The organism is uncultured Pseudoflavonifractor sp., assembly GCA_904419835.1.
In the GTDB taxonomy this organism is placed as follows: domain Bacteria; phylum Bacillota; class Clostridia; order Oscillospirales; family Oscillospiraceae; genus Pseudoflavonifractor.
Window position 1 is genome coordinate 1 of the sequence record CAJFTA010000069.1, and the last position, 10,866, is coordinate 10,866.

Genomic DNA, 10,866 nt, shown 5'->3' on the forward strand with positions numbered 1-10,866 from the left:
GACATGCGCCTCGAAAATGACACTTCTCATGAAATTTTTGCCGACAATTTCATCAGAAATCGAGGCGAAAATTTCATGAAGCTCCTTCGAAAAAGTGGCTTCCGCCACTTTTTCGACAGCCTGAAGAGGCCGGGCCCCGTCTGGGCCCGGCCTCCTGCTCTCTGTTTGCCTTTACTCCTCCACCGTCACCAGGTTGATGAGCACCTCCACCATCTTCTCCAGGCTCTCCACGGGGATATACTCGTGGACGCCGTGGAAGTTGACGCCGCCGGTGGACAGGTTGGGACAGGGCAGGCCCATGTAGCTCAGCCGCGCGCCGTCCGTGCCGCCGCGGATGGGCACCACCTGAGGCGTCACCCCGGCCTTCTCCATGGCCGCCCGGGCCCGGAGGATGAGGTACATATGGGGCTCGATCTGCTCCTTCATGTTATAGTAGGAGTCCTTCATGTAGAGCTCCACGGTGCCCTTGCCGTACTTGCCCTCCAGATAGGCGGCCACACGGCCCAGGTACTGCTTCCGCTCCTCAAATTTCTCCCGGTCGTGGTCCCGGATGATGAAGTGGAGCTCGGCCTCGGTCTCGTCGCCCTTCATGGCGTTGAGGTGGTAGAATCCCTCGTAGCCCTCGGTATGGGCCGGGGTCTCGGCAGGGGGCATCATGTTCATAAACTCGATGGCCATCAGCAGGGCGTTCCTCATCTTGTTCTTGGCGGAGCCGGGGTGGATGTTCACGCCGTGGAAATACACGCCCGCATTGGCGGCGTTAAAGTTCTCATACTCAATCTCGCCCAGCTCGCCGCCGTCCACGGTGTAGGCCACGGCGGCGCCGAAGCCCTCCACGTCGAAGTGGTCGGCCCCATGCCCCACCTCCTCGTCGGGGGTGATGCCCACGGCGATGCGTCCGTGCTTCACCTCGGGGTGGGCCGCCAGATACTCCACAGCGGTGAGAATCTCCGCCACGCCCGCCTTGTCGTCCGCGCCCAGGAGGGTGGTGCCGTCGGTGACAATGAGGCGCTGGCCTTTGTACCGGGCCAGGCTCTCGAAGTCCGCCTCCCGCATGACAATGCCCTGCTCCTCATTGAGGACAATGTCGCCCCCCTGGTACTCCACAATCCGGGGCTTCACACCTGCGCCGGAGGCGTCGGGAGAGGTGTCCATGTGGGCGATGAGGCCCACGCAGGGCACGCCCTCGCACCCGGGGGTGGCAGGCAGCCAGGCGTACACATAGCCGTGGTCGTCCATATGGGCGCTCTGGAGCCCCATCTGGGACAGCTCGGCGGCCAGGGCCGCGCCCAGAATTTTCTGCTTCTCTGTGGAGGGTACGGCGGTACTGTTTTCATCAGACTGGGTATCATAGGCTACGTAGCGGAGAAACCGTTCTGCTGCGCTCATGTTTCAGGCTTCCTTTCTGCACCCGGGCACACTGTCCGGACAGTGTGCCCGGGTTGTATATTGACGAACGTTCCCGTTCAGGATAGACTGGTATCAGAACCACATTTCTCTCCCGCCCGCCGTATCTCCGGCGGGATTCACAGGGTTGTTATTATTTTATCACAAAAGGAGTGGATTTTCTATGGCGAATCTGCGGGAATTTACCTACCCCTCCAGCGACGGCATCCACCAGGTCCACGCCGCCGAGTGGACGCCGGAGAACGGCGCCCCCCGGGCAGTGCTCCAGCTGGTCCACGGCATCTCAGAGTATATTCTGCGGTATGACGGCTTTGCCCGTTTTATGGCTGACCATGGCTTTGTGGTGGTGGGCAACGACCACCTGGGCCACGGCGGCACCGCCGCCGGGCCGGAGGAGTATGGCTTTCTGGCCGAGGAGGACGGCTGGAAGCATATTACCGACGATGTGCGTATGCTGCGGGTGCTGACCGGGGAGCGGTACGGCGGAGTGCCCTACTTCCTGATGGGCCACTCCATGGGCTCCTTTGTGGCCCGGACCTATCTGATCCGCTGGCCCGGTACGCTGGACGGCTGCATCCTCTCAGGCACCGGCCAGGAGTCCGCCGCCACCGTCTCCTTCGGCAAGGGTGTGCTGGCCATGTTCGGCGCCATCCGCGGCTATCACATCCCCTGCAAGTTCTTCAACGACCTGTCCCTGGGGGTGTACAACAAAAAATTTGCCCCCAACCGCACCGGCGCGGACTGGATCTCCCGGGACAACGACGTGGTGGACGCCTATGTGGCCGACCCGCTGTGCTCCTTCCTGCCCACGGCGGGGATGAGCCGGGACATGATGGAGGGCCTTCAATTCATCGCCGACCGGGATAACCTGGCCAAAATGGACCCGGACACCCCCGTCTACCTCTTCTCCGGCGATCAGGATCCGGTGGGCGCCATGGGCGAGGGCGTGCGGAAGGTGTACGGCTTCTTCCAGGACGCCGGGGTCAAGGATGTGACCATGAAGCTCTACCCCGGCGGGCGGCATGAGATGCTCAATGAAATCAACCGGGACGAGGTGTATCAGGATGTGCTCTCCTGGCTGGAGGGCCGTATGCCGGAGTAAAACCTCATGCAAAAACACCGGCGCGCCGCCTCAACTGGCGGCGCACCGGTGTTTTGCTTGTCAGCCGAACACGGCCCTGAACAGCCCGTCCTGCTCGGGGAAGTGGACCACATAGCCCACGGGCAGGGTGCCGCCCGTGGCGTCAATGACCCGGCGGGCCCCCGCCTCGCCGAAGGCGCCGCACAGCTCAATGCAGGCCACCCCCTCCGCCTGGAGGGCGCGGGCCGTCTCGCAGGCCTCCTCCACGCTGCTCACGCCGACAATCCGGGTGGACCCGTTCCGAATCTCTGCCCGGTCCCTCCGGCAGTCGTAATCTCCCATGACAAGAAAGGCGTATTTCATGCTGTTTCCTCCGTCAATCCATTATTCCTGCATGTCCACGTCCAGAATCTTCAGCTCCAGGCCCTTTTTCATGGCGTAGGACAGGGTGTACATGGTGCCGCCCAGCACGCCGCCGTACACGGCGATGATCATGGCCGACCGGTCCACCATGTACCGGTCCCGCCGGAGCATACAGCCCCTGTCGTAGTGGTGCTGGACCATGGTCTCGTAGTCACACTGGGCAACCAGCCTGAAATATCGGTTCCTGTCCCGCTCCTTCCAGCGGGCGGCCTGCTCCTCGCAGGGCAGGGCGGCCTCCACAGTCACGCCGCTCCGCCGGTCCCGCAGGGCCAGGGCCGCCTCGCAGAAATAGAAGTCCGCGCCCCGGGCCATGCCGCAGATAAAGTGGCGCATCCCCTTGTCATAGGCCTCCTCCAGGGCGGCTGCCAGCCGCTCCTTCAGCGCCAGGCAGCGGGGGTCCCACTCGTCGTCCCGCCAGGGCAGCTTGTCGGGCCGGTGGCCGGTAAAGCAGCAGGTGGTCTCTCGTTCCATAGCGTTCTCCTCATTGCTTCCCTTCTGTCGTTGTGTCCATTCTAGTATATCCCGCTCCCCAAGTCAACGGGATATTCGAACACCAGTGCGAAAACTTTTTTCAAAAACCCCTTGCATTATTTTTGACAGGCGCTATAATAGCGTTAGAACAACTGAACAGAGAATGTCTTCAGGGCAGGGTGAAAATCCCGATCGGCGGTATAGTCCGCGACCCGCAGCATTGCGGCTGACCCGGTGCGACTCCGGGACCGACAGTGACGCGCACAAGCTCCAACGCGCGAAGTCTGGATGGAAGAAGATGTGTTAATGCGATTTAAGCACCCTCCTCCTTTTGATTGTATTTAACACCTGAAAGGCATTGCTTTTCAGGTGTTACTTTGTCATTAGGAGTGTTTTTTTATGTCCGTTATGTCCTCGTCCCTCCCCAAGTCCAGCGCCAGCCGGCTGGACGTGCGCACCGTCGTCTGCACCGGCATGCTGTGCGCCGTCGCCTATGTGGTCATGTATCTCTCCAAGACCATCTTCGCCCCCCTCACCGTGGTCGGGTTCCTCACCTTCGACATGAAGGACGTGATCATCGCCATCGGCGGCTTCCTCTACGGCCCCCTCAACGCCCTGTGCATCTCCGTGGTCACCTCCCTCATCGAGATGGTCACCGTCAGTGAGACCGGCCCCATCGGCCTGCTGATGAACGTGCTGTCCACCATCGCCTTTGTCTGCCCCGCCGCCTTCATCTACAAGCGCCGCCAGACCCTCTCCGCCGCCGTGATCGGCCTGGTGGTGGGCGGCGTCCTCATGACCGGCATCATGCTGCTGTGGAACTACCTCATCACCCCCCTGTACATGGACGTTCCCCGGGATGTGGTGGTGGCCATGCTGCCCACCGCCTTCCTCCCCTTCAACCTGGTCAAGGCCCTGATGAACGGCGCCCTCACCATGCTGCTCTACAAGCCCGTGGTCACCGCCCTGCGGAAGGCCCGCCTGGTCCCCCAGCACGAGAGCTCCGCCCAGGCCCAGAAGCACCGCACCATCGGCGTTACCATTGTGGCTGTTATCCTGCTGGCCACCGCCGTGCTGCTGGGCCTGGTCCTGGCCGATATCATCTGATTGTTCTTCCCTGCCCCGCCCGGAGAAATGACCGGACGGGGCATTTTTTATTGTTAAATTATAGAACGTAAGTTTGACTTTTCCCGTCCCGGATATTATACTGTTGTTGAACAATGCGTCATGAAAAAGGAGGGCGGCGCGCTATGGACCGGACCATACTCCACTGTGACCTCAACAGCTTTTACGCCTCGGTGGAGCTGCTCTCCCTGCCTGAGCTGCGGGAGAGCGGAAAGCCGGTGGCGGTGTGCGGTGACCCCGACTCCCGCCACGGCATCATCCTGGCCAAGAACGAGCCCGCCAAGGCCATGGGGGTCAAGACCGCCGAGACCATCTGGCAGGCCAGGCAGAAGTGCCCCGGCCTGGTGCTCCTCCCCGCCCACCGGGACCAATACCGGAAGTACTCCCGCATGGTCAACGCCATCTATGACCGGTTCACCGACCTGGTGGAACCCTTCTCCATCGATGAGAGCTGGCTGGACATCACCGGCTCCATGCACCTGTGGGGCGGGGACGGAAAGGCCATTGCCGACCGCATCCGGGAGACGGTGAAGGCGGAGACCGGACTGACCGTGTCGGTGGGGGTGTCCTTCAACAAGGTCTTTGCCAAGATGGGCAGCGACTATAAGAAGCCGGACGCCACCACGGTCATCACCCGGGAAAACTTCCGCCAGCTCCTCTGGCCCCTGCCGGTGACCGACCTGCTCTTTGTGGGCGGCGCGGCGGCCAGGGTGCTCCGGGGCTACGGCGTCCAGACCATCGGGGACCTGGCCCGGTTCGACCCCCAGGCTCTGGTGGCCATTCTGGGCAGGCAGGGCGCCGCCCTGCACAGCTACGCCGCCGGGACGGAGCACGAGCCGGTCATCCCCGCCCGGGACCTGCCGCCCCCCAAGTCGGTAGGCAGCGGCCTCACCTTCCGCCGCAACCTGCTGGGGCTGGAGGATGTGCGCGCCGGGCTGTCCGCCCTGTCCGACGAGGTGGCCGCCCGGCTGCGGCGGCACGGCCTCAAGTGCACCACGGTGCAGGTCACCATCCGGGACCCCAGCTTTCGGGACATCTGCCGCCAGAAGCGGCTCCCCGCCCCCACCTACGTGTCCCGGGACATCTCCGGCGCGGCCCTGGAGCTGCTGCTGGACGCCTGGAACCTGAAGCTGCCCATCCGTGCCCTCACCGTCACCGGCCAGAACCTGGTGGATGAGGCCGACGCAGGCGAGCAGCTGGACCTCTTTGCCGCCGGCGCCGCCCCCCACCGGGACAAGCTGGAGCGGCTGGAGCGGACCATGGACAAAATCCGGGACAAGTACGGCGGCGGCGCCATCACCTTCGCCTCCGCCGTCCGGGGGGAGCCGGGCGGCACACAGCGCCAGGACGACGTACCCCCGGTGGACTGAGCGCAAAAATGCCGTTACTTTCGCGCCGCACAGCGGCGCAAAAGTCCTCGCTCTGCTCACCGGAAGTCTTGCACAGCAAGGCTTCCGGGGCATTCGATTCCACGCGAGGCGGGCCGCTGCCCCCTCGCGCTCCCCCGCCCCGGTTCAGGCGGGTGCTTTTAAACTGAGGTTTTTCGACACGCTGAAAAATTCCCGTCCACACCGTATGTGCAGACGGGAATTTTTATGTTTCGTGCGCTTTACTTCACAGTGATCAGCTCATAGGCGCGGGTACCCAGGCCGATCTTCTCGGCGTGCTCCAGGCAGGTCCTCCACTCGGAGTCGGGCTCCAGGTTCTTGAAGTGGTCGTGGTGGTCGCAGAAGCCGTGGGCGTGCATCTTCTCCTCCAGCTCGGAGCCGGGCAGGGGCGCCTGACGCAGGCAGGCGTCGGCGCAGGCCTGGTCCAGGGCCACCGGGTCAAAGGAGGCGAACATGCCCAGGTCGGGCAGCACGGGCACGTCGTTGCCGCCGTAGCAGTCGCACAGAGGGGACACGTCGATGACCAGGCTGATGTGGAAGCTGGGCCGGCCATCCACCACCGCCTTGGCATACTCGGCCATCTTGCAGTCCAGGATGGCGTTGGTGTTGCTCTCCGGGTTGGAGATGGCGTCGAAGTTGCAGGCGCCCAGGCAGCGTCCGCAGCCCACGCAGCGGTTGTGGTCGATGCAGGCCTTGCCCCCGGCGCCGTCAAAGAAGATGGCGTCCTGACCGCAGCTCCTGGCGCAGGCGCGGCACTTGCGGCACTTGTCCTCGTCCACCACCGGCTTGCCGGCGTTGTGCTGCTCCATCTTGCCCGCCCGGCTGCCGCAGCCCATGCCGATATTCTTGATGGCGCCGCCGAAGCCGGTGGCCTCGTGGCCCTTGAAGTGGCTCAGGCTGATAAAGACGTCGGCGTCCATCACCGCCCGGCCGATCTTGGCCTCCTTCACGTACTCGCCCCCAACCACGGGGACGGCCACGTCGTCGGTGCCCTTCACGCCATCGCCGATGATGACGTGGCAGCCGGTGGAGAAGGGGGTAAAGCCATTCTCATAGGCGGCGTTGAGATGGTCGTAGGCGTTCTTCCGCAGGCCGGGGTACAGGGTGTTGCAGTCGGTGAGGAAGGGCATGCCGCCCAGCTCCTTCACCACATCGGCCACCACCCTGGCCCAGTTGGGCCGCAGATAGGCCATGTTGCCCGGCTCGCCGAAGTGCATCTTGATGGCCACCAGCTTTTTCTCAAAGTCGATGTCCCCGATGCCCGCAGTGCGGATCAGCTTCTCCAGCTTGGTCAGCTGGCTCTGACCGGGCTTGGTGCGCAGGTCGGTAAAGTATACCTTCGCTTTCTCCATCATGCTCTCTCCTTTGCATTCTCCGAAAATGGGCAGGCTCCGGTTCCCGCTCCGCGCCTGCCCGCTCCGTCTATTTCTTGTCCGCCTTCTCCCCCGGCTCCTCCCGCCGGTCCGGCAGAAACCGGTTTATGCCCACCGCCACGGCAATTCCCACGATGGTCTCCATGATGCGGAACAGGGTATACAGATAGCGGTCCGGGCCGCCGTGGTTCAGAATGACCACGCACACCAAGATGCTGCCGATGGAGCAGGCCGCCGGACGGCGGATCAGGTTGCAGATCCACATGGTGAGGATAATTCCAAGGCCGATCATCAGCCCCAGGAAGATGGGCCGGTTCAGCAGGTCATCCACAAAGAGGATGGCCAGCCCCACCGCTCCGCCGACGCAGGTGCCGATGACCCGGGACACCCCCTGCCGCACCGACTGCTCCACTGAGCTCTGCATGCAGATAATCGCCGCAATGCAGGCGTAAAAGGGCCCCACATCCTTCAGCGGGTCGTACTCCCCCACCGGCGTTCTCAGCCAGAAGGGCAGAAAAATAAAGTAGCACAGCACCACTGCCACGGCGGTTTTTACCATGCGCATACCCACGCCGGGAAATCTATTTCTGTCCACGGTTGCCTCCAAACTGCGCGGAGGAGACAGGGCAGCCCCCGTCTCCTCCGTATGGCTCGGATCAGAACGGCAGGTTCAGCCCGCCGGTAATCTGACGCATACTGTCCGCCATGTCGGTCTCCGCGCTGCGGATGGCCTCGTTCACGGCGGCCACGATCATGTCCTGGAGCATCTCCACATCCTCCGGATCCACCGCCTCAGGGTCGATGGTCAGGGACACCAGCTCCCGCTTGCCGGTGACCGTGGCGGAGACCACGCCGCCGCCGGCCTGGGCGCTGTACTCCTTGGCCTCCAGCTCAGCCTGCATCTTCTGCATATTCTCCTGCATCTTCTGGGCCTGCTTGATCATGTTCATGTTGATGCCGCCGCCCATTCCGCCCATCCCGGGGCGTCCAAAGCCTTTTGCCATGGTTCATTCTCCTTTCAGTCCGCCCGCCTCAGGGCGGAGCCTGTCATTTGATAATGATGTTGTCAAACTGCTGCCCAAAGGCCAGCAGGTCGTCCAGCTTGTCGTGGGCCGGAGGGTCTGCCGCCGGGGCCGCCGGAGCGGAGGCCGCAGGCGGGGCCTGCCCCACCGTCACCGTCACCCGCATCTGTCCCCCCAGCCGGGCGGAGGCCGCCTGGGCCACCACGCTGAGGATGCCCGGCTTGTTGATCATGGACCGGGTGAAGTCGCTCTCGGCGTACAGGGTGAGCATATTTCCCTCCGCCCTGCCCTGCACCATGGCGGGGTTGGCCAGGAAGGTGTACTCCCCCATGGGGATGCGGCCCTTCAGCGAGGCCGCCAGCTCAGGCCAGAAGTCCCCCGCCGGGGCAGTCTGCCGCGCTGCTGGAGCCTCCTGCGCCGGGCCGGGCCGGGCCGGCGCGCTCTGCCGGAGCTGGACCGCCGGGGCGGCGGGCTCCACCTCCGCCGCAGGATTCACCCGCTCCCCCGGCTCCTCAGGCAGGGGAGGACGCTCCTCCTCCCAGGGCGGCCGGTTCTCACTCCGGGCGGGGGCCTCCTGTTCCGGCTGCGGAACCGCCGGGGCGGCTGTCTGCTGTACCGGCACACCCTGGGCCGGCTGTACGGGGACGGTTCCCCCTGCCAGCCTCTCCTCCAGCCGGGTCAGGCGGGCGTTCAGCCCGGCCGGGCTGAGGTCCAGAGTCTCGTCGCACAGCCGGATAAGGCACAGCTCCGCGTCGGTCCGCCGGTTGCCGCTGCGGGACAGATCGGCGCTGACGGCCTGAAGCTGGCTGAGTATCTGCGCCAGCCGGGCCGGGGTCAGAAGCCGGTCCAGGCGGCGAAGGGTGGTCTCGTCATACCCTCCTGTCAGCAGCGCCGCCCCGCTCTGGGGGGCGGTCTTTCGGATGAGCAGGTCCCTTGCCAGGGCGGACAGCTCACCCAGTAGGCTGCCCACGTCCTTCCCGGCGCCGTACAGACGGGCCAGGGTCTCCATGGCTCCGGCCGTCTCGCCCTTGGCAATCTGCTCCATCAGGGCGGCGGTCTCCAGGTTGCCCGCCAGGCCCAGGGCGGAGAGCACCTCCGCCTCACCGATGGCGCCCGCGGGGTTAACGCACTGGTCCAGCAGGGACAGGGCGTCCCGCAGGCCGCCGTCGGCCAGCCGGGCCAGCAGGGCGGCCCCCTCGGCGGTGAGGCCGATGCCCTCCTGCTCCGCCACATAGCTCAGCCGCCGGGCGATATCCCCGGGCAGAATCCGCTTGAAGGCGAACTGCTGGCACCGGGACTTGATGGTGGCCGGCACCTTGTGCAGCTCGGTGGTGGCCAGAATAAACATCAGGTGCTCCGGAGGCTCCTCCAGAATCTTCAGCAGGGCGTTGAAGGCGGCGGTGGACAGCATGTGGACCTCGTCCACAATGTACACTCGCTTGCGGACGGCCGCAGGGGTGTACACCGCCTCGTCCCGCAGGGCGCGGACCTGGTCCACGCCGTTGTTGGAGGCGGCGTCCAGCTCCAGCACGTCCAGGATGGAACCGTTCTCAATGCCCAGGCAGGAGGAGCACTGGTTACAGGGGTTGCCGTCCACCGGATGCTCGCAGTTCACCGCCCGGGCCAGAATTTTGGCGCAGGTAGTCTTGCCGGTGCCCCGGGTGCCGGTGAAGAGGTAGGCGTGGGACAGGCGTCCGGTGGCCACCTGCCGCTTGAGGGTGTCGGTAATATGGCTCTGGCCCACCACGTCGTCAAAGCTCCTGGGCCGCCACTTGCGGTAGAGCGCCTGATACATGTCCTCACACCCCTTGCTTTTTTGGAATAAAAAAAAGAGAGCGAGCGAGCCAAGTCGCTTCGCTCTCCGCACCGCCCTCCGCGTCCGGCGAAAGGCAAGGCCGCACACCGGCCTTTGAAGTCTGTGCTATGCCCGTAACCCTTACAGCCAGCTCGGAAACGGGAATTCCGCGGCACACGGGGCATTCCGTTTAGTGCTGCTCGGTTCCCCGCCTGACACGGTTCGCGGGGCCCCGTTGCGCGGGACCGATTCCTCATCGCCGCTTATAAGGAGCAGACGGCACAGCAGAGATCCGGGGGCCGGGGTTCATCCCCGCTGTAGCGGATTGCGGGTACAGGGCACCGCTATCTCCCCGACTAGTGCGGCCTTGCCTCAGGCCGGACGGAGGCCGTCTGGTCATCGGAAGGCTGATACCGGTTTATCATACATCATTTTTCTCCATTAATCAATATCCGCGTCTCAAGTTTTTTCATTTGGAAGAAAAATTTTTTCTTGCATTTTGGAAAAACCATGCTATAATAATATGCGTGTCTGCTGAATACTGCTGTTCAACAGCCTCTGTATGGGCCCATAGCTCAGCTAGGAGCGCAAAGGGTTCGGTTTTCTGCCATATCTATAATTTCATATTGCTTTATTCTTCTGTTCCGCTTTTGGAACTGTTGATTTGGGCCTATAGCTCAGCTGGGAGCGCACGCGGGCCAGTTATATGCCCCCTCTTTTGGGCCGGTGGCTCACATGGCTCCCATTCGGTTCGCATCCCCTTTTATTAAAACTTCATACC

At 63.6% G+C, this 10,866-nt stretch carries 10 protein-coding genes, 1 other RNA gene and 1 riboswitch; of the genes, 3 read left to right on the plus strand and 8 right to left on the minus strand.

All coding sequences use genetic code 11. The annotated features are described in order from the left end of the window. Nucleotides 1-171: 171 nt before the first annotated feature. Nucleotides 172-1,389, minus strand: coding sequence for a peptidase T (gene pepT / locus QZY67_RS10595; protein WP_295370162.1), 1,218 nt, complete (start codon nt 1,387-1,389; stop codon nt 172-174). 181 nt (nt 1,390-1,570) lie between these two features. Here pepT and QZY67_RS10600 point away from each other — a divergent pair, with 181 nt between their 5' ends. After that, nucleotides 1,571-2,509, plus strand: coding sequence for an alpha/beta hydrolase (locus QZY67_RS10600; RefSeq protein WP_294535312.1), 939 nt, complete (start codon nt 1,571-1,573; stop codon nt 2,507-2,509). Between the two features lie 60 nt (nt 2,510-2,569). Here QZY67_RS10600 and QZY67_RS10605 read toward each other — a convergent pair whose 3' ends face one another. Together QZY67_RS10605 and QZY67_RS10610 are read right to left on the minus strand one after the other, a co-directional pair. After that, on the minus strand, nt 2,570-2,851 hold the full coding sequence (locus QZY67_RS10605; protein ID WP_295370165.1) for a DUF6506 family protein: 282 nt from the start codon (nt 2,849-2,851) through the stop codon (nt 2,570-2,572). A gap of 21 nt (nt 2,852-2,872) precedes the next feature. Beyond that, on the minus strand, nt 2,873-3,382 hold the full coding sequence (locus tag QZY67_RS10610) for an SLOG family protein (RefSeq protein ID WP_295370168.1): 510 nt from the start codon (nt 3,380-3,382) through the stop codon (nt 2,873-2,875). Nucleotides 3,383-3,543: 161 nt separating this feature from the next. Continuing rightward, nucleotides 3,544-3,686: riboswitch (FMN riboswitch) on the plus strand. A gap of 95 nt (nt 3,687-3,781) precedes the next feature. On the opposite strand from QZY67_RS10610, the gene QZY67_RS10615 reads away from it, so the two are divergent. Beyond that, nucleotides 3,782-4,489, plus strand: a complete 708-nt coding sequence (locus tag QZY67_RS10615) for an ECF transporter S component (protein WP_295370170.1) — start codon at nt 3,782-3,784, stop codon at nt 4,487-4,489. A gap of 143 nt (nt 4,490-4,632) precedes the next feature. Continuing rightward, nucleotides 4,633-5,877: a DNA polymerase IV gene (locus tag QZY67_RS10620; RefSeq protein WP_295370172.1), complete on the plus strand. Its 1,245-nt coding sequence runs from the start codon at nt 4,633-4,635 to the stop codon at nt 5,875-5,877. A 239-nt stretch (nt 5,878-6,116) separates the two neighbouring features. Here QZY67_RS10620 and QZY67_RS10625 read toward each other — a convergent pair whose 3' ends face one another. The 5 genes from QZY67_RS10625 to ffs all read right to left on the minus strand — a co-directional run bounded on the left by QZY67_RS10625 (nt 6,117) and on the right by ffs (nt 10,450). Beyond that, nucleotides 6,117-7,247, minus strand: coding sequence for a DUF362 domain-containing protein (locus QZY67_RS10625; protein WP_295370179.1), 1,131 nt, complete (start codon nt 7,245-7,247; stop codon nt 6,117-6,119). Nucleotides 7,248-7,317: 70 nt separating this feature from the next. Continuing rightward, complete coding sequence (locus QZY67_RS10630) at nt 7,318-7,863, minus strand: FUSC family protein (RefSeq protein WP_294535299.1); 546 nt, start codon at nt 7,861-7,863, stop codon at nt 7,318-7,320. 61 nt (nt 7,864-7,924) lie between these two features. Beyond that, nucleotides 7,925-8,272, minus strand: a complete 348-nt coding sequence (locus QZY67_RS10635; RefSeq protein ID WP_295370175.1) for a YbaB/EbfC family nucleoid-associated protein — start codon at nt 8,270-8,272, stop codon at nt 7,925-7,927. 43 nt (nt 8,273-8,315) lie between these two features. Then, a complete protein-coding gene (gene dnaX, locus QZY67_RS10640) occupies nt 8,316-10,085 on the minus strand; it encodes a DNA polymerase III subunit gamma/tau (RefSeq protein WP_295370178.1) in 1,770 nt (589 codons plus the stop codon). Between the two features lie 100 nt (nt 10,086-10,185). Then, nucleotides 10,186-10,450, minus strand: an RNA gene (gene ffs / locus QZY67_RS10645) — signal recognition particle sRNA large type. Nucleotides 10,451-10,866 lie beyond the last annotated feature (416 nt).